At 69.8% G+C, this 20,363-nt stretch carries 6 protein-coding genes and 1 pseudogene; all 7 read right to left on the bottom strand.

The features are described 5' to 3' along the window. Positions 1-361 precede the first annotated feature (361 nt). Positions 362-877: a copper chaperone PCu(A)C gene (locus tag ACZ44S_RS23630; protein WP_466932127.1), complete on the bottom strand. Its 516-nt coding sequence runs from the start codon at positions 875-877 to the stop codon at positions 362-364. Beyond that, the gene (locus ACZ44S_RS23625; protein WP_466932125.1) at positions 874-3,153 is read right to left on the bottom strand and encodes a heavy metal translocating P-type ATPase; all 2,280 of its coding nucleotides are present in this window, start codon (positions 3,151-3,153) and stop codon (positions 874-876) included. Before ACZ44S_RS23625 ends, ACZ44S_RS23630 begins: the two co-directional genes overlap by 4 nt. A gap of 11 nt (positions 3,154-3,164) precedes the next feature. Continuing rightward, complete coding sequence (locus ACZ44S_RS23620) at positions 3,165-3,398, bottom strand: hypothetical protein (protein WP_466932123.1); 234 nt, start codon at positions 3,396-3,398, stop codon at positions 3,165-3,167. A gap of 175 nt (positions 3,399-3,573) precedes the next feature. Further along, on the bottom strand, positions 3,574-17,988 hold the full coding sequence (locus tag ACZ44S_RS23615) for a WXG100-like domain-containing protein (RefSeq protein ID WP_466932121.1): 14,415 nt from the start codon (positions 17,986-17,988) through the stop codon (positions 3,574-3,576). Positions 17,989-18,006: 18 nt separating this feature from the next. Then, complete coding sequence (locus tag ACZ44S_RS23610; RefSeq protein WP_466932119.1) at positions 18,007-18,384, bottom strand: hypothetical protein; 378 nt, start codon at positions 18,382-18,384, stop codon at positions 18,007-18,009. 2 nt (positions 18,385-18,386) lie between these two features. Next, a complete protein-coding gene (locus tag ACZ44S_RS23605; RefSeq protein WP_037940043.1) occupies positions 18,387-18,839 on the bottom strand; it encodes a YbaB/EbfC family nucleoid-associated protein in 453 nt (150 codons plus the stop codon). A gap of 58 nt (positions 18,840-18,897) precedes the next feature. After that, a pseudogene (locus ACZ44S_RS23600) lies at positions 18,898-20,363 on the bottom strand (AAWKG family protein); the annotation flags it as partial.

Here is a 20,363-nt window from a genome sequence, read left to right as displayed (position 1 = left end):
GGACCGGCCGCCGGAACTGTCGTTGTGCCGGGTGGCCACCTGTCACCTTTCGCCAGCCTGCCGATACGCCAGTCACCCTAAGCCCGAAGGTGCCGCGAACCGAGAGCGAGCGAGGAAGAGTACAGCCTGCTGTACCACCAGTCCTGCGGCCCGAGAGATCGGCGCGGGCGACGCCGGTCCGAAGCGTCGCAGAGGTGCCACCGTCGTCCGTGACCCGCACAGTCGCGTACGCCGAAAGAGCAGCCATGACGCAGACGGGCCCCCTCCCGCCTCCCGCCCGGCCGCGGGACGGTACCGGTGGGGGAGTGGCGCAGGCGCGCTTCTGGCGGTTGCGGTCGAGACGCCGGACTCCACGCGGCGCTCAGAAGCCCGATTCACCCGGCCGTGTCACCACCGCGAAGGCGTCGATCGTGCCGCTGCGCTCGAAGCGCAACGTGAACCGGACGAGATCACCCGGACGCCAGCCGCGTTGCGCGAGCAGGGTCACGTTCACGCCATGGGGCGACATGGACAGCCTTGTACCTGCGGGGACTTCCGTCGAGTCCAGGTACGCCTTGGTGGCGGCCCCGCGGCCCGCCTTGGCGTGGCGGCTGATCTCGGCCTGCTTGCCCGTGTAGGTCACCGCGACCAGTCGGTCGCCCGCGTCACCGGTGTTGGAGACGTCGAAGTACGCGGACGTCTCCCTCGTATCACCGAACGGCAGCAGAACACGGCCGTACGAGACATCGATCCGGGCGGTAGGCCGGCCCGCCCCGCCCGCGCCGACCCATGCGGTGAGCCCGCCGAGGGCCACGCCGCAGGCGACGACGGGTGCGAGCGCGGCCAGTGCGGTGTCGGTCAGGCGGCGGCGGTCGAGCTGCCGGAAGGAACGGGTCATCGCACACGCCTCCGAGGGGCCGAGGGCTGCCAGGTGCGCAGCCGCAGACTGTTGCCGACGACCAGCAGCGAACTCACGGACATCGCCGCGGCGGCCACCATGGGGTTGAGCAGCCCCACCATGGCGAGCGGCACCGTCACCACGTTGTAGCCGAACGCCCAGACGAGGTTGACGCGGATCGTGCCCAGGGTGCGCCGCGCGAGCTCCACCGCGTCCGCGAGGGCGTCGATGTTGCCACGGGCGAGCGTCACGTCGGCCGCCGTGATGGCCACATCGGTGCCGCTGCCCATGGCGATGCCCAGGTCGGCACCGGCGAGTGCCGCGGCGTCGTTCACGCCGTCGCCGACGACGGCGACCCGGTAGCCCTGCTCCCGCAGATCCTCGACGAGACGGGCCTTGTCCTCGGGACTGCGGCGGGCGTGCACGTCGTCGATGCCGAGGGCGTCCGCCACCGCCCGTGCGGGTGCCTCGCGGTCGCCGGTGGCGAGCACCGGGCGCACGCCGAGACGCCTGAGCCGGTCCACCGCCCGGTAGCTGCCGGGCCGTACGACGTCCCCCACCTCGATCAGCGCCTGATCCACGCCGTCCAGGCGCACCAGCACCGGGGTACGGGCGGCGGTCTCGGCCGCTGTCAGGGCGTCGGCCAGCGGGCGCGGCAGGTCGTCGCCGGGCGCGAGGACCTCCACGCGGCCGCCCTCCACCAGGCCGGACACTCCCCGCCCGGTCAGGGCACGGAAGTCACTCACCTCGGGGAGGCGCTGTCCCGCGGGTTCCTTCCGGGCGTATGCGACGATCGCCCGTCCCAGCGGGTGTTCAGAGCCCTGCTCGACCGCGCCGGCCAGGCGCAGCACCGTGGCCTCGTCGGGCCCGTCGGGGACCGTCGTCACGCGGGCCACGCTCATGTGCCCGGAGGTGAGGGTGCCGGTCTTGTCCAGCACGACCGCGTCGAGGTGCTGGAGACCTTCCAGGGCCTGCGGGCCTCTGACGAGGACACCGATCTGGGCACCGCGGCCGGTGGCGGCCATGAGCGCGGTGGGCGTGGCCAGGCCGAGGGCGCAGGGGCAGGCCACGACCAGGACGGCGACGCACGCGGTGATGGCCGGCTGGGCGTCGGCCCCGGCGCCGAGCCAGAAACCCAGGGTGGTCACGGCCAGGGCCAGCACCACCGGGACGAAGAACCCGGCGACGGTGTCGGCCAGGCGCTGGGCCTTCGCCTTGCCTGCCTGGGCGTCGGTCACCAGCTGCGCGATACGGGCGAGCTGGGTGTCGGCGCCGACGGCGGTGGCCCGTACGAGCAGCAGCCCGCCGGCGTTGACGGCGCCGCCGACCACCGCCGAGCCCGGTGCCACCTCCACCGGCTCGCTCTCGCCGGTGACCAGGGACAGATCCACGGCGGAACTGCCCTGCACGACCTCGCCGTCGGTGGCGACCCGCTCACCGGGCCGCACCATGAAGACCTGGCCCGTGGTCAGTTCCTCGATGGGAACGAGCCGTTCGGATCCGTTCTCGTGGAGCGAGACCTCCTTCGCCGTCAGCCGGGCCAGCGACCGGAGCGCCTCGCCGGTTCCGCGTCGCGCGTGTGCCTCCAGGAAGCGCCCGGCCAGTACGAACAACGGGACGCTCACGGTCGCTTCGAGGTAGATCGCCGGGGCGTCCGGGGAGGCGCCGGGGACGAGGGAGAAAGCCATCTCCATGCCCGGCTCCCCGGCACCGCCCAGGAACAGGGCGTACGTCGACCACAGGAAGGAGGCCACCACCCCCAGCGACACCAGGGTGTCCATGGTCGCCGACGAGTGGCGCAGCCCGCGCAGGGCCCGCACGTGGAAGGGCCACGCGCTCCAGAAGACGACCGGAGCGGTGAGCGCGAAGCACAGCCACTGCCAGTTGCGGAACTGCAGCGCGGGCACCATCGACACCACGAGGACGGGCACCGCCAGCAGCGCGGTGACCAGGAGCCGGTTGCGGTCCTGCCGTGTGGCCTCGGCCCCGGCGGTGTCCGCGGTTGCCTCGTCGTCGCCCTCGGCCTTCGCCGCGCGGGGCGGCTCCGGCAGCTCGGCGGTGTAACCCGCCTTCACCACGGCCGCGATGAGTTCCTCGGCGGCGATGTCCGGCGGGTGCTCCACACGGGCACGGCCGGTCGCCAGGTTGACGCTCGCCGTGACCCCTTCCAGCCTGCCGAGCTTCTTCTCCACGCGGTTCACGCAGGCAGCGCAGGTCATGCCGCCGACGGTCAGGTCGGTGATGACGGTCCCGGAAGTCACTGGCTCGGTGTCCATCGGTGTCCTCCTCAGCCCATCCCGCCCATGTCCATGTCCTGCACGTCTCCGCCGCCGTCCGGCGATGTGCCCCCGGTGCTGGTGCCGGACATGCCCGGCGACACCGGACCGGCGGCAGAGCCGACGGCGTAGGAGAGCGCGAACATCAGCGTCAAGAGGAGCAGGAAGCCGAGCAGGGCGGGTGGGAGCACCGCTCTCCGCACCGCAGCGCACCCGGCGGGCGACTTCTGTCGGGATTCGGCCATCACAGGTCTCCAGGTCGCGTTGTACGACGGTGGTCGGATTCCGCCGTACTGCTTGAGGAGTCGGGACGGCTGTGGCGTGAGTTCCCGGGCGAGGGAGTGGTGCGTATCACAGTCGCCGGCCCAGGTGCGGAAACCCGCTGAACGACGCTCACGGTGCTGCTCGGGCGCGGGCGGTTCAACGGTTCTTGAATTCCACGTCCGCCCGGGTGAAGGGAACCTCCCGTTGCAGCATGGCCTGAGGGCGGATGAAGTCCTTGAGCAGCACCCGGACCAAGGCCTCGCCCGACATGCTTTTCAGGCGACTGGCCACGTGTGGGCGGGTGCGCTCGACGCGGGCGATCTCGACGACGCAGCGCAGTGCCAAACCAGGGATGACGTCGGCGCCTACAAGGATGTTCGCTGTTCCTGGCTCCGGACGAACGTCAGTCGTTCCGATGCCGTTGTACTGGGTATGCCCGGTTTCGTGGGACAGTGCCTCCGGCCTGTAGACGCGCACCTTGTGGGAGTAGTCCTTGGATTCCTTCAGCGCCTTTGCGCGTTCCTGCCGCAGCCTTTCCAGCTTTCCCTGGTCGATTTTCGCGAGGGCGGCCTTCAGTATGTCCTCTTCCTCCCGGAGCTGTCGCATGATCCTGATCAGTCTGTACGGCATGTCCTCGTCGTCGTCCTCGTACTCGATCAGGTCGTGGGCCCGTCCGGCTAGGCCGGCCACCTGCTCGACCGAATCCTCCACCTCGTTGAGGAGTGCTTTCGTCATGTAAACGGCTCTCTTCAGCTTCCCTTCCGGTGACTTGGCGGGAACGCTGAAATACTTGTCCATACCGCCGACCCAGTTTGTGTCCTCATGCAGCGTCTCGTCGGCTGTGCGGACGTAGGAGATCAGTTCACCCTGGTCATTTGCGCGGAGGGTGGGCATCTCACGGTCCAGGAAGTCGTTCAGCATCACCCAGCCGTTTTGCTGTTCCAGCGTATCAATGGGAACCGTAATGCGGGCGGGGTCGCCGCCGCCGAACCGGCTGGCACGAAACGCGGAAACCTCCGGCTCGATGTAGAAGAAGACGAATCCATGGTCGGCCAGGTCTTCCATGTCGTAGGTCGCGGTGTTGTGTTCGAAGGAACCGGGTTTCTCATCTTCCAGCACCGCCAGGGACTTGAGAGAGGGGCCTGGCTGGTGGGCGTGCCCCAGCTCGAGAATGCTCTCTACTCGGTCGGCAGGCGAGTAGTGGCGCAGCACGCATTGCCGCAGGGCGGCCTCGATCTCCGATCGCTTCTGGTCGACCCACGGGCTGTCCGTTTGCCCGGTTGTCGCGTGTTTCCGGCGCGCCTCGACGACGGCGGGATCCTTGTCCAGCGACCGCAAATTGTCTACGGACATGGCACGGAAATACTCACTGTAGGAATAGTTGAACCAGTGGTCCTTCGGTGTGATATCACTCCATATGCTGCCGAAATGAAACATCAGGAAATATCCGTAGTTACGCCACTGTTCGTTGAGTGCCGTAAGGGCATCGGTGATCTCGCTGCGCAACGCCTGTCGGTGGTTCGTGTAGTCGCTGCACCATTGTTGAAATGCGGTGTCGGTGTCTGCCAGGCGCTCGATGTGGTCCAGGATCTCCTGGACCTCGATCGTGTATCTAAGGGGGATCTGTGGCCTCTTTCCCTCCCGATAGTCGCCATTCATCAGGGCAGTGAAGTGGCGCTTCGCTGACTGCCGGAAAATTTCTGTGCGACGCACCAGTTCGTTTACGGCCACGCCCACCTGGTCCGGCGGATGCGGCTGTTGACTGTCGGGTGCCGGGGGCGGGGTGACTCGTCGGCCGCGGGACTTGTCCGTGGTATCGGTTCCGGAGAAGGTGCTCAGTTGTGGTGTTTCGGCTGAGAGGAGCTGGAAGGAGGGGCCGTTGTGCGGTCCGTTGGCCGGGGCGGGTGTGTGCGTGGTGGGGTCGATTCCGCCCATGACGATGTCGCCTTCGTTGTCCTGGGTGACCTCGTGCGGGGAGTACGCGTAGAAACTGCCCTGCAGATGGGTGTGGGTGGTGTTCAGGCCGTAATGCACTCCTCTGAGGTAGGGGTCGTCGTACTCCACGTCCATGAAGTGGGCTGCGTCGAGGGTGTTGGTCATGGAGACGTCGATGGTCGATGCCACGACGGTGCGGCCGAGTTCGTTGGCCAGACGCTGTGCCGGCGGGTATGCGCCGTCGCCGGCCCGGCACACCACCATGTGGATGTGGACTCCGGCCGGCAGCGCTCCGTTGTACAGGGCTTTGATCTGGTCGGCGGCTGCCTGTCCGTCGCCGAGTTGGTGACCGTGGCCGATGATGACGAGTTTGCCTCCGGGGCGGAGGCTTTCGGGGCCGGGCAGGAGATGGCCGCCGTATTCCCGCATCAAAGCTCCTTCGAGGATGCCTGTCTCGTAGGAGGGGATCTTGAGTACCGCGTCTCCCGGTTCGAGCCTCAGCCCTCGTACGGTCGAGCGAGGGGGCGTGGCTGTGGCCGCCCCGAGGGTGCTCAGCTCGTACGCCTCTTCCTCGTCCGGAAGGCCGGGGACGTCGCTGTCGGACGGGGGCGTCGAGGGGGCCTCGGCCGGGCTCCGTGGGTCGTGCGACACAGGAAGAACCGGCGGAGCGGTGTCGAGTGAGGACACGAGCTGCGTTTCCGGAGCCCGAGTCCGGGTGCTCATGGGCACTGGTGCCTCGTGACCGCTGTCGGATGGGTGCGTGCCAGGAGGGGAGACACGGCTTCGCCCGACAGGCGGCTCCGCGGACCGTTCCTCCTCGGGCTGCTGTTTCGGTGCGCCGGAGCGCTGCTCGGGGGCGGGAGGCGTCGTGCTGGTGTCCGCAGGCTTGGTATCCGGGGCGGGGGTCTCGAACGTCGGATCCGGCAGCGGGGTGGTGACCGGGGCCGGGGTGCCGGGCGGGAGTGCGGCGTGGAAAAAGGCTTCGGTGGCGAAGAGGACGGGGTCGTGGGCAGGGGAGACGGCGGCCGGATCGAAGCCTCGGGGCAGGAAGACCTGCTCGTGGCCATGCTCGGTCACCACGGTGAGCGGGGTGCCCAGGACCCGGGCGGCGAGGGCGGGCAGCAGGTCGGCACCGCCGTGGGCGCCGGGGCGGCGGTCAGGCGGGGCGGGCTCACCGTCCGGGCGCTCGGCGCCGTCCTGCTGCGGCTCGCTCGCGAACGGGCGTGACAGAGCAGCAGTGGCAAGTGCCACCCGCTGCGCGGGGGTCGCCCAGAAGGTCTGTGGAAGACGGCCCAGCTCGTTGAACTCGGCCTGCTGCGCCGGCGTCAGCTGCACGCCGGCGGCGTCGAGTTCGCTTTGGGTGAAGGCGTCCGAGACATCCAGGGCGAGGGCGTCGAGCAAGTCCTCGTTGCCGTCCTCGCCCAGCGCCCAGGCGAGGCGCCTGCGGGCGGTGTCGACGGCCTCCGCGGTGACCTCCGGGTCGCCGGGGGTACTCGTGAAGCGCTCGGCCAGATCCGTGCCCAGCAGGTGGGGGAGCCGGCCGCGGTCCTGGGCGACCGCCAGCAGCGCATGGAAGAACGAGGCGCCGTCGTGCGGCACGGCGTGCACCTCGCGCACTGTCGCGCCGTCCGGCGAGGTGAGGGTGCGCGGGTCGGAGCCGGTGCCGTTGGTGACGGTGTACGGCTCCGGTGCCTCGGAGCGCCAGTCCGGCTCGGTGTACGTCTGCGGTTGGTTCGGCGGCCGTACCGAGACCGGATTCTGGTGGTGGGCGGTGAGACGGGAGGCGTAGAGATGCAGGCGGTGGTGGTCCTGGGCGGCGGCGTCGGTGCGCCGCTGCCAGCGGCGGACGTCCTCGCGGGCGGCCTGCCAGGTGGCGACGGCCGGGGACTGGGCGATGGCCTGTGGCAGGACGGTCGCCCGGTCCGGGTGGTCGTCGCCCAGTGCGGCCCGTTCCTCCGCGCTCATGTCGAGCCATGCCTCCCGAGCCCGTGCCCGGGCGTCGTAGTAGCTCCGCTCCGCCTCGGCGAGGTCCCCCACGGCGTTGGCCAGGCTGTCCCAGGCGGTGACGACGTCGTCGGGGAACGTGGTGTCGTCCAGGAGGCCGTAGTCGCGGGCCATGTCCTCGCGCAGCCAGACCAGGGCGGTCGTCTCGGCTTCGACGGCGCGCGGGCCGCGCTTCGGCTTGCCGAGCGCGTGCAGCGGGCGGCCGTCGGTGATGTGGTGGTCCACGTCTGCCACCGCCAGCCAGCTCACCGGCAGCGCGAAGAGCATGGTCCGGTCGGTGGCCACCTTGACGTGGGTGCCGAGCGTGGTGCTCGTGGTGCCGGTGGACGGGGTGCCATCGATGGCCCCGCCGACCGGGACTGTGCCACCCGGGTTCAGCACACCTGCGTTGCCGGTGCTCACCAGCGGTGCCGTGCCCACCGTACCCTCGACGTTGTCGGTGGTACCCGCCGTCAGCGTGTTGGAGATCTTCTGTCGCTGCATGGCTTCCATGCGTGGTTTGTTCTCCACGGCGAGCAGCCGGGCCCCGCGGCGGTGCATCTTCGCGTAGAGGCGGGAGTCGGCGGTGTGGGACTGGCCCAGCAGGCGGGCGGACGTCTGCGTGGGCAGCGGCGAGCCGTTCGCGCTGAGCGCCTGGCGGAAGCCGGCGGTCAGGCCGATCTGCGTGGTGGCCTCCTGCTGGGTCTGGGCGGGTGTGGTGCCGAGGGCGGTGAGCGGGGTGAGCCGGGCCATGCGCACGCGTTCGGCAAGGGCATCGTTGACGTGCCGCTTGCCGAGGTCGCTGTCGCCGAACCCATCGGCGCGAGCGGTGGCAAGGGTGAGGGCGTCCTGGACGTTGGGCGCGCCGAGGATGTCCACGGCAAGGATGCCGGAGCCCGTGCGGTCGTCGAAGGGCAGGATGTCCGGGTCGGCGGGAGTGGCGGTGTCGCCGCTGTGGTGATCGCTGCTGCTGGAGGCACGCCATTCGGCTATGCCTTCCGGGCGGGCCTGGGAGGCGGTCAGCATCCGTACCGCGCGCTCGGGTTCCCCTATGTCCTGCTCGGTGAGCTCGCCATAATGTCCGTTGCCGTCCGGGGTGAGCAGGCCGGCCGGAACGAATTCGTTGAGGCTGCCGACCGGAACCGTGACTTCGTCGATGAGCGGCTCGCCGGTCCGGTCCGTCATGGTGACGGTGAGGGTGTAGCCGGTGACGATCTCGGCGTGTGTCTGGGTGGTGGCGACGTTCGGCATGGCAGTGCTGCCGGTGGTACGGGTCCGGGTACTCGACGCCTGCTCGGCCGCGGTGCTCTGAAGCGAGGGGTTGGCAGCGAGGGGGCCGCTGTCGGCCGTGCGCGCGCCGACCGCGGCCGTCAGCTCTCCGCTGCGGTCCCGCGAGGAGGCTTCTGCGTCATCACGTACGGAGTTGCGGTAGTCCTCCAGTTCGATGCCGGTCCGCAGCCTTTCCACAGTTGTGGTGACCGGGGTCAGCTTGAAGCGGACTTCGGCGGGGCTGCCGCCGACCGGCAGGTGGTGAGGGCTGTTCCACACGCGGAGGCGGACCGGCAGGGGCATTCCGTCGGTCGTCAACTCGTGCAGGTTGGCGCGGAGAAAGTCGGGGGAGAGTCGCTGAAGGATCTGCTCCCGGTCGGCTGAGGGGACATGGAACTTCTGCAGCCTGTCCGTCAGCGCCCGCGCTGCTCCGCTCGCGTCGAGTTGGCCGCTGGAATGGGTGGCGAAGCGGCGGCTGCGCAGGAAGGCGGGCACCCGGTAACCACCTCCGAGGTTACGCGGGGTGGTGCTGCCCATGCCGTCCGGAGCGAGCCCGGACTCGATGGCGTCCTGCATCGGTAGCTGGAACATCACCGCGTCGCGCAGGCGGTGCAGCGCGGCGGCAGCCCCGCGTGGGGTGAGAACACGTCCCAGCCGTTCGGAGAGCCGCCCTGCCGCGGCGCCGAGTGTGGCCCCGGCACGGGTGCCCACCGTGCCCAGCACGGCCGTCCAGCGGTCTCGCACCGAGAGGGTCTCGACGACGTCGGCCACCACCAGGTACATGCGCCCGGAGAAGGTGAGAGTGGTATTGCGGCCCGGGGTGATGTTCCCGGAGACGGTGGTGGTCTTGCCCCAGTTGTACTGCAGTCCGGCCGTGTAGGAACCGATCACCGCCACACCGCCCTGGGCGGCCTGCTGAAGCGGGCGGTCGGCGCCCAGAACGCCTGCGGTGACGCGTGAGGCGGTGCTCTTCGTGGACTGGAGCCGGTGTTCGTTGCCGAGGGTTGCCTCCAAAGCGGCCGGCTTCGGGTCGCTCTTGACCCGCAGGTTGCGCAGTTCGCCGCGGATCGCGCCCCTCAGATAGTGGGTCTGGAGGGGGCCGGCGCCAACGAGTCCGGAGATACGGGAGCCGAACGGTCCCAGGTACTGACCGAGTTGCGCGGCGATACTGAGGTCCGCCACCGCACGGCGCAGTGCGGTGTGCGACGGGGCTCCTGGCATGCCGACATGCCAGGAGGTGCCCGACGCTCGGTCAGCCGTGTCCTGCATGAGCTGCTGACGCTGAGGTCCTCCCTCGACGCCTGCCACCACGTGCGGGGCGCTCAGCACCCTCCGGGTCAGTTGCCGGTCGGCGGAGTCGTCCACCGGCGGTCCGGTGCCGTCGATGAGCTGGTCCGCCTCGGTGGGGGAGAGCTGCTCCGGTTCGGGTGTGCGTGCCGGTTCGCCGGCCTGCTGGTCGGTGGGGGCGTGGCGGCTGGAGCCGTGCGCCGACGGCACCGCCAGATCCACCCGGCACACGGTCTCGCCCTCTTCGTCGAACAGCGCACTCTCCTCGATCCGGCTGACGAAGACACCAGCGCCGAGCAGACCGACCGAGGCGAACCGGGGAAACCTGCGCGGACGGCGGTGTCCCTCGACGGAGGCGCTCAGGCGTACCTCGTAGCTGTAGAGGTCGGCGCCGTTGTGGTACGACAGGTGGTCGTTGACGACCGCAAGGGTGTTCCGGGTGGCCTTCTGCCGGGTCCTGCCCCAGCGGGCACCCACCGCCACGCCGCCGGCTTGGCGCGGCAGCCCGGTTCCGGGCACCTTGTTGTGGTCGCGTGGTGAGATGCCCGCTTCGACACCGCCGGACAGGGTGCTGGACGTGTGCTGGCCCTGCCCGGAGACCTCGGTGCCGACCAACGCGTTGCGCAGGGAGCGTTCGCTCAGGGTGGTCTCGAACTGCCGATCGGTGAGCCGCGCACGCAGGATCAGGACGTAATGGCCACGGCGCACCTTGCCGTCCTCGGTGACGGAGACCGGCACTCCGGTGGTGGTCAGAACATCCAGACTCTGCTTCAGGGTGGGATGGTTCAGCGCCTCGCGTACCTGGCGGTCGTTGTACAGCGCGGTCCTCATCCGCCCGTCGCCGTACCAGAATCTGGCCAGCCGCGGGTGGCGCAGCATGAGGGGTGGTACGAACAGCGACGGGTACACGCGGTGAAGGGTGTCCAGTACGGCGTCCGCGAAGACCCGCAACGGATCCTGCGGACCGGTCTGCCCGTTCTGATCATGGTTCTGTGCCTGGTTTCGGCTCTGCTGGTTCAGCGCCGGGTCCTGGCTGCCGTCCGGCGCTGAGGTCTCGTTCGGTGCCGGGTTGTGTCGACGGACCGCGCGGAAGCCCTCCACGCGGACCTGACTGCCCAGGTGTATGGGGTCGTTTCGGGTGAGGTACCACGGCACCGGAGGCTCGGCGGCCGGGTCGGGTCCCGTCTGCCCGGGGATACGACCGTCCCAGCCCGCGAGCCGCCGCGCGTCCTGAGTGGAGATCCAGTCCAGGCTGACCACTCGCAGCGGGCGGGCCGCGGACGACGGCTCGCCGGCCTTGCGCACCATCAGGGTGCGTTCCACCCGGTACAGCGCGATCGGGTGATTGCGGACACGGCCGGTGATCTTACGAGCCGCTTCGCTGCCCAGGTGATGGCTCCGCCCGGTGCCGAAATCCCCGCGGATCAGCGGACCACCCTGGATGCGTACGTCCGTCTCCGGGCCGAGGACGGTGCCGCCGGGACCGGAGGTCGTCTGCAGACCGAGTCGGGTTTCTCGGACGTGCGCACGCTGGTTCTGGTAGGTCGTCTGGGTGATTTCGCGCAGTTCGGACGTCACAGACTCGGTGACCAGGGTGGCCCGGTGCGGAATCGACCGCTCGATCACCAGGTGGCCCAACGGGCGCTGGCGGTGCCCCCGAGTGAGTTCGGGGCCGCTGACCGGTGCGGAGAACCGCCCGAAGAGGGAGAGCAGCCGTTGCGGCCGGACGTAGTCGACCAGCGTGTGGTGCGCGGAACTGCCGGGCCGGGCAACGGAGATGGCGAGCGCCAGTTCCTCCGGCGGGTCCGTCAGGTGCAGTCCGGCGGTTTCGGTGAGCCGTGGTTCCTCTCCGGCCGGGAAGGTGAGCTTCTTGGGCGCGCGCCGGGGTCCCGCGAAGGGCACCGTGAGGTCGGTGGGCAGTCGCCAGCTCAACCCATGCCGCATGGCGAACCCCTCGGAGTGCACCTGGCTGCGCACCCAGTCGGGGCCCGGTGAAGGTGCGCCGGGTGAAGTGTCCTGGCCAGTGGTCTGCGGGGCTCTGGTGACCCGGTCCACCCGCACCCGGTAGTAGACGTCGTCCAGGTACAGGCGGGAGCCATCCACGCTGCGATACTCGGACTGGTGGTAACCCTGGGTGCTCTGGTTGTAGTCGGTTCGGCGGGACCAGCCAAGGGAAACGCTGATTTTCAACAGCCAGTTGAGTGGTGTGCCCATACCCAGTGCGGCGGCGATCCTGCGGCCGGTGCCGACGCTGCGCGCGCCCTCGATACCGCTTTGGCCACGGTGCATGGTGTCCACCCGGACCGTGCCGTCCTTCACGTCGGAGATGGGCTCCCAGCGGTGGTAGGGGACAGCCTCGACCGTCATTTCGAGGCCGGTTCCCGACTTCTCACGGCCCACGAAGCGCGCCCCGCGCGGGGCGGTGAACGCAGAGGGCTGGTCGGTCAGCAGACCCAGCAGTTCCGCCTTGTCGAACCGGTCGCGCAGATTCTCCGGCACCTGCTCGAGGATCTCTTGCGCCACCTGCTCGGGGGAACGCAGGGTGAGGACCCCTGGGCCGGCGAACAGCCCCGCCGGCCGTGTTTCGTGCGCGGCGTCGTCCGGACGCCCATCGTCCGGGTCGGCGTCCGGATGGAGCAGGACGGTGGGCAGCCGGCTGCCGTCCTCGAAGGTGACGGTGCGTGGTGCCGGGCCCGGCGGCTGGACGTCCGGGCCAGTCAGCAGCTGGGCCGGACGGTTCCGCTCGAGCTGGGTTTCCGTCGGTACCGGGGCGTCCGGTTCGGGGCCGTACAGGCTGGGGGCGTCGGCCATGTCGCGCAGCCAGTCCCGGAAGAGGTCGCCCGGTTCGGGGCCGTACAGGCTGGGGGCGTCGGCCATGTCGCGCAGCCAGTCCCCGAAGGGGTCGCCCGGTTCGGGGCCTGAAGCCGCCGGGTCCGGCCCCGTGGCAGGAGCCTGGTGAGGCAGTGGGGCCAGGGCGCTGTAGTGATCGATGCCGTTGTAGTCCAGGTACAGGGTGCCGCCTCGGCCACCCGGGTTGAGCGCCAAGACGTGAGTGTTCCCCGGAGACTGCTGGTCGGGCGCGACGATCCGCACATCGAGATCGAGCGTGTGCGCCAGCCCTTGGGGAAGCAGATCGGCGAAGGGCGAGGACCACAGACCGGGGAGCTCGGCCGACGCAGTGAGGAGTCCCCGGGTACCGAGTTGCCGCGCATCGGTGGGAGTGGGAGCGACGACGGCGAGCTCCGGGTAGCTGCTGTCCCGGAGGATCCGCTTCCATTCGCCGGGGTCACCGTCGTTGACGACCGCTTCTGCGACCCGGTTCCAGTCATCCGTGATCCGCTGCCGCTCGCCGGGGTCCTGTGCCCCGGTGAGGGCGCGCAGACGCAGGTCGTCGACCACGGCGAGCACGGGATCGGGGAGGGCCTCGTCCGCCACGGCGGCAAGTTCGGAGTCGTCGAGCCGGTCGCGCAGCAGGCGGCGCAGCCCGGTGATGTCCCGCGCCGCCCACGCCGGTGGTATGTCCTGACTGCGCGCACTGTCGAGCAGAGCACGGAAGAGGCAGTTTCCATCCCCGGGCGTGTCCCATCGCCGAAAGATGCTGCCGTCAGCGTGCACGGTGTGCACGGTGACGGGCACAGTGGTGCTCGTGCCCGGCGGGGCTGGGTCCCCGGCCAGGTTCTCCGGAGGGGACATCGCGGGTGCCAAGCCCTTGCGGCGGGCGAGCTCGGCGGTGTCCTCGGGGCTGAGAGCGAGCTCGGACAGCGGCAGGGGTGTGTGAGAGAGGGACCAGGTGATATGCACCGAGGGCGCATACGTGAGATCGCGCACCTCCTCTGGCGAGACCAGGGTGTTCGGTGGAAGCGCGGGCGGTGGCGGTGGAGGGGGCACCAGTCCGTCGAGGGTGGTCTCGGGTCCGGCGGTGGAGCGCAACTCGGCTGCCGCGCGCAGGAACTCCTTGTACTCCTCGACGGTGGGGCCGGCCGACGGGACGGAGGTGGCGTCTCCCGCCGTGGCGCCCCTGCGGTCGACGACCATGCGACGCAGCAGGTCCGGGGTCATCCGGCCATCGCCGTAGCGGGCCGCGGTGTGGGGGCTGAACCAGCGTCGGCTGTCCACGAAGGCGAGCCCGGCGAGCAGGTCCAGGTGCTCCGGCCGCTTCTCGGCGTCCGGGCCGAGGATCTCCCGCAGCGTGCGGACTTGCTGGAGCGTACGGGCCCGGACGAAGGGGTCAACCGGTTCCGGGCCCACGTGCAGGCCGATGTCGCGCGCGAGCCGGTCGAGGTCGGCACCGCTGGGTTCCGGGGTGAACAATCGCCACTGCCCAGGGCCGTCCTGGCCGTCGACGAGCACCGCGACGGTGTTGCCGTCCGCGTCCAGGGCCGTGCCCACCTTGCTGGTCGGTGCCCACACCGACTGGCCGGTCTGGTTCGTCACGTGCTGTGCCAGCGGCAGTCCCGCCACCTTCGGCTGTTGCCCGGCTTCGCAGGAGTACAGCACAAGTGGCCGGTCCAGGCCGAGGTGCTGGATCACTTTGCCCAGCTGCACTCCACTGACGGTCACGGTGGGGTACGCCGGGTCGGTGCTTCCGAGCTCGGCCCTACGGGAGGTGCCGTGCATCACCGCGTACTGGGCGCCCAGCCCGGTGCCCAAGCCGGGGAGGGCCGTCGGAGGGCCGGTGAACACGGCCCTCTGCGACGCCGGGGAGCCGGAAGCCGAAGTGATGCGTACATGGCGGAACGTGGATGTGCCGAGCAACTCGCGGCGTTTCGCGTTTTGGGGTGTACCGTCCTCGGCCGGGCTCTGGGAAATGATCAGCGCATTCACAGCACCGCTTGGTGGGGAGCTTGCGGTGTCCGCCGCCCAGAGTCTCAGCTGCGCGATGGGTACGGTGTGGCCGTCCAGGGCGGTGACGACCGGATCGCCCGGTGGTTCCGCAGGGCCGCCCTTCTTGTCGTCGACGGTGCTGTTGCGCTCCGCGGGCCGCACGGTGATCCGCCCCGAAGCGGAGGTCACGCTTGGCTTCGTCAGGGGCCCGGACGGAACGGTGGGCACGGGCGTGGCCGGGGTGCTGTCGGTCTCCGGGCCGGGCCTGTCGGCGCTGCTCCTTTCGCCCGTGCTGCCTGCTCCGTCGGACCCAGCGGAGTTGTTTCCGGGAGCGCTCACGCCGGTTGTGTCGTCGGTGCCGTGGCCCGACTCCAGGTACAGGTCGGTAGCCGGTTCGTCCCAGGGCTGAGAGAGGGTGAGGTGCTTGAGGGAGGAAGGCTCACCGTCCGGTGGGGAAACCGGGGCGGTTCCACCGTCGTGCACCGGAGGCGTCGTGACGAACGGCGTCTTCGGGGGCGTGGCGGGAGGGGCGGGCGGGTCGCCGTGGTGGGTTCCGGTGCTCTGGGTGGCGGGTCGGGTCTCCGGTGCGGGGGATGCGCCGAGGGCGTCGGCGAGCGGAAGCAGCACATCCGCATCAGGGAACGCGGTGTCGGCGGAGCCCCGAGTGGTGTCCTCGCTCCCCGGAGAGGCCGTGCCGAGGTCCGTCGTGGCGACGTCCGTGTCACCGGTGTCCGGTGACACGACGGACAGTGGGCCACTGAGCGGACGGACCTTGACCGGAGCGCCCGGCGCCTCCCGGGTCAGCTCGACGGCCGCGCGCACCGGTCGCCCGGCCCCGTCCGGTGTGATCGCCGGTCCGAGTACCACCGCTCGGTCGGTTCCGGCTTTGTCGAGCAGTTCGGCCGCTTCCGGTGTGCCCTCCACCGATGGTGGCATGTCCGAAACCACGATTGTCAGCGGTGAGGCGGGGGTGGGCGGGGGGTTTTGGGCTGACGGGGTGGCTTCCCGGCCGCTGATGGTGTGGGGGCCGGTCGTGCCGGTCCTCGGTGGGTCGGTGGTGACGCCGGCGGGTGGCGTGTGAGGGCTGCCCGCGGGGACGTCCGAAGTGTCCCGGGGCGTGGAGGGGGTGTCGGTGTGCGGTTGCGTGGGGGTGGTGTGCGAGGTTCGAGTCGTGTCCGGGGGCTGGGCGGTGACCGGTTCGGTGGTGCCCTCGGGATGGTCCGTCGTGTTCCCGTCGGGGCTCGTGGGAGTGCCGGCCGTGGGCTGTGTGCTGTCGCCGGGTGGGAACGAAGCGGTGAGAGGTGTGGGGCTCCGTGTGAGCGGGGTGTTGTCGAGGTCCGGCGTGCTGCCCGTGACGGGGTGGTTGTCGGTGACTTGGATGTTGTCAGGGGCCGGGGTGCTTCTCGTGACGGGGTGGTTGTCCGTGAGCGGGACGCTGTCCCTGATCGGTGTGCTCTGCGTGATCGGTGTGTTCTCGATGGCCGGAGCGACCGTGACCGGGGTGCCGAAGCTGTCGAGGATGTGGCTGATCCAGTCGGCGTCGGTATGGGTCGTGGGGCTGGTGCCGATCGGCACCAGCCGGATCTCGGGTCGCCCGGACAGGCTGTTGTGCAGGGTGTCCCGGATCTCGATCTCGGCACTGCTGGGGGGCTGGGAGCCGCGGATGTCCGTGAGCTCGCGCAGTGTCCGTTCCCGGACCTCCGCCGGGCCCTGGTGGACCTGCTGCCACAGATCGCTCTCGAGGGGAGTGACGGTGCCGGGGGAGGACAGCGAAGGCACCTCGTCCGATCCCGGAGGGTACGCCGAGTGGACCGGGGGCCGGGCGAGCGGGGAGCCGCCACCCACGATCTGCGTGTCCGGCGAACTGCCGTCCGGGGCGTTCGTCAGCGGGGAGCCGTCGGTGGGCTCCTGACGGGTGGGACCGCTGTCGCCGCGGGAGACGGTGGGTGGTGGCTGGTGACGCAGTTTGTCGATCGTGTGGCGTAGCTCGGCGCCACTGTTCAGAGCGGTGTCGCTGAGGGTGGACTCGACCTGGCTGCTGACGCCCGCGCCGACGAACGTGGACCAGCTGAAGGACCATTTACCGTCGAAGGCACCCTTGATCACGTACTCCGCCAGTGCCTCGCCGGCACCGGCGGCGACGAAATCGGTCGCGCCCTTGAGACCGTAGTGGACGGCCAGCGCGCCGGGCCGGTCGGCGTTGTCGCGTATCAGCTGGTTGTTACGCCACAGGTCGGAGTTGTTCCGGAACGACAGCGGGTCGTCCCGGAACGTCAGCGGCGTCTTCCTCTCAGCGCCGGAGCCGTTCGCGGACGGACCGGCGCCGTCCGGTCCCAGCTTGGGATCCGGTCGCACATCGGTGCCGAACTTGGGATCCGGTTGCACATCCGGTCCCGGCTTGGGATCCGGTTGCACATCCGGTCCCGGCTTGGGATCCGGTCGCACATCCGGTCCCAGCTCAGGATCCGGGCCCCGTGTGGCATCCGGACCGCCGCCCGAGAGGCCGACTTTGTTCTGCAGATTCGGCTGGTCCTTGAAGCCGAGGTCCGGCCCGTTCTTGAGGAAGTCGTTGTCGAAGCTCTTGACGATGCTCCTGGCCCAGTTGTCGAAGATGCTGGTGAAGGCGCCCGCGGCTGCGCCGAACGCGGCGGACTTCAGGATGTCGTTCCAGTCGATGCCGTCGGGACGACGGCCGTCCGGGGCGAAGTTCATCATCGCCAGCCGCACCGCGAATGTGGTGAACGCCTCCTGGAACGCCTCCGACAGCGAGGGCAACACATGGAAACGCTGCAGCAGTTGACTCATGATGAGCAAGATCCTCAACCGGCTGCGCAGCCTGGCCAGGAAGATCTGACTCGCCGAGACACCACCCGTGAAGAACGACAGCGCCAGGAGAAAGGCGATCTGGGCCATCAGCAGCACGACCTCGGCGATCATTTGCCACTTCGCCTCCATGATGTCCATGGAAGTCTTCCGCCGGCCCTCAGCGATCTGATCGAGCTGACCAGCGAAATCGATCAAAGGGTTCTTGCCCCCGTCGTCGATGAGCGACCTCACGGCATCCGAGTACGCGCGTGCCACATCATCCGGAAGCGCACCGGCAATATCGTGAACCGACCTGCCGATGAGCCCGGCGAGCTTCTCCAGCTTCCGGCCCAGTCCCGAGTAGTCCTGACGGCTCGCATAGGCAAGGTCCTCGTCGGCGTCGAGCCAGCGCTCCCCTGTCAGAGCCCAGAGAAAGTCCTTGAGTGAATCGGAAGGATCGAGACTCACCGCACCAGCACCCCGAGATCAGCGACGGCCATGACGGCCCGGCCCCCCGTCACCACCCAAACCAGGCACGCCGATACGACTGTTCCGCTGCTCGACCTCCTCAATATGACGATCCCGCGTGGTCTTCATCATCTCGACCTGACGAAGCGTGGCATCAGTGACGCCCACCAGAGCGTCACGGACGGCCATCATGGTGGCCTTCGTGGTCTCCCGCTCCCTCTGTTCCTGCGGCCTGGCCTTCGCCGCGAACTCGCCTTCCGTTCCCGGCCACCGAATCGTTCTGGCCTGGTCGTCCAGGAACTCCTCGGTCATGTTCCTCGCCAGCGAGGCGATCTCCTCCAACTGCCGGGTCAGAGCCTCGATACGCTGCGGATCAACGTGGTACCGCTGCCCCACCGTCAGTCCTCCCCGTCCTCACCCAGCGCATCCCGCCACACTGGAACAGCACGCCCCTGGTCCGGCCTGTCGTCGTCCTCACGCAGTACCTCCGGACCGAAGATCTTCTCCCAGTCCACCTCGAAGCCCTTCAGCTCCGGCACATCCGCGCTCGGCTCGGTGAAAGGCGCCATCGCCCTCATCACATGCCGGTTCATCTTCAAACGCGCGTCCTTCGCCGCCTCCAGCACACTGGCGGCCAACTCCTGCGCAGACATGTCCCGGTACTTCTTCTCCAGAAACTCGATCCCGGCCAGCTCACCCTGCGACCCCACAGTGACCCGGACAGCACGATCGGAAGACACCACCGCGAACGACGCCTCCCGCAATTCCCGCTCCGTACGCGCCACCGCCTCCTGAACCGCCTCCAGCTCAGCCATCGCCTTCTCCAACCGCTTCTCCAACGGCTCCGCCACGCCCGCTCTCCTTCTCATGCCGCTCCTGTCGCGGTTGTCCTGCCGGGGCTCCCGGCCGTCAGCGCCCGATGACGGCCGGAGTGCCGCCCTCCTCGGTGCCCCACACGTCCGTCTCCTCCTCCAGGTAGTCGGCGGAACTGGTGGGCCGGCGTCCCGGCTGCTCCTCGTCCGCGGAATGACCCCCGGTGGTCGGTACCCGCGAGGCCGGAGCCAGGAAGGTGTCGTCGTCTTCCTGGCGGTTCCACGGGCCGCGCCGGCGGCGGCTGCGCCGCTCGCTCTCCTCCAACGCGTCGACCAGGACAGCACGCACCCGCTCACCGTTGCCCTTGTCGCCGCCCGCGCCCATGCCGCCGCCCATCGGCATGCCGGGAGTACCGGGAGTACCCGGAATACCGGGCGCACCCGGCACGGCGGGGAAACCGAGACCGGAGCCGGCAGCCCCCACGGGGGGTGCCGCACTGGTCGCGGCGAAGGCGCCAGTGGCCAGGACATCACTGTCCTCACCCCCGCCGGCGAGACCGACGCCACCGTGGCTCGGCCCAGCCACTGGCACATCGCGACGATCGATGCCGTCTCCACCGTTCCCATTCAGGCCGCCCGGCGAGCCGAGGTTGTCGGGGAGGTTGATGCCGTCGGGCAGGTCGATGGGCTGGGTGGGGCGGTCGGGGAGGTTGATGCCGTCGGGCAGGTCGATCGGCCGTTCGGGGCGGTCGGGCAGTCCCGGGCTGTCGAGCTGGTCCGGCCTGTCGCTGCCCCGCGGCGAGTTGAGCTCGCCCAGGTCCACCGTCCTGGTGTTGCCCTGGGGATCGGTGACGGTGACGATGCCGGTCTCCGGGTCGAGGACCTGCTTGCTGCCGTCGGGGAAGCTCGTCACCAGGCGGCCGTTGTCGAGCATGGTGGTGGAGCCGTCCGGGTTGGTCACCTTGGCCCCATGGGTGAGGTCGGTGATCGTGGTGGTGCCGTCCGGGCGGGTGGTGGTGAGCGCCCCGGTGTCCGGGTCGAACGTGGCGCGGCTGCCGTCCTGATACCTGGTGGTGAAGTCGCCCTCTTCGAGGGCCGTGCGACCTCCAGTCGGCGTCTCCAGGCCGGCAAGGTCGCCCGGGGTGCCCAGGCCGTTGCGGCCGTTGAGGTTGCCCAGGTCGCCGAGTTTCTCGGTGGTCGTGGTGCCGTCGGGGCGGGTGGTGACCGTTTCGCCGGTCGTGGGATCGACGGTCCGGGTGGTGCCGTCGGGGTACGTGGTGGTCAGCTTGCCGTCGTCGTCGAGGACGGTGGTGGAGCCGTCCGGGTTGGTCACCTTGGCCCCGTGGGTGAGGTCGGTGATCGTGGTGGTGCCGTCCGGGCGGGTGGTGGTGAGTGCCCCGATGTCAGGGTCGAAGACGCTGCGGCTGCCGTCCGGGAAGGACGAGGCGATCCTGCCGTCGTCGAGCCGCCCGAGGTCGCCGGCCGCGCCCCGGTTCAGCCTTCCGGGGCTGCCGAGGGGTGTGCCGAGTGGTGCCAGGTGGGCGGCTTGCAGGGGGCCGTTGG

Source organism: Streptomyces malachitofuscus (genome assembly GCF_055571035.1).
The sequence above is the reverse complement of the archived record's forward strand: the minus strand, read 5'-3'. Positions and strand labels throughout refer to the sequence as shown.

What these genes read in the sequence shown, in the direction of transcription:
- ACZ44S_RS23620 (WP_466932123.1), bottom strand. Translation starts at nt 3,398, where the DNA reads ATGGCCGAATCCCGACAGAAGTCGCCCGCCGGGTGCGCTGCGGTGCGG.
- ACZ44S_RS23630 (WP_466932127.1), bottom strand. Translation starts at nt 877, where the DNA reads ATGACCCGTTCCTTCCGGCAGCTCGACCGCCGCCGCCTGACCGACACC.
- ACZ44S_RS23625 (WP_466932125.1), bottom strand. Translation starts at nt 3,153, where the DNA reads ATGGACACCGAGCCAGTGACTTCCGGGACCGTCATCACCGACCTGACC.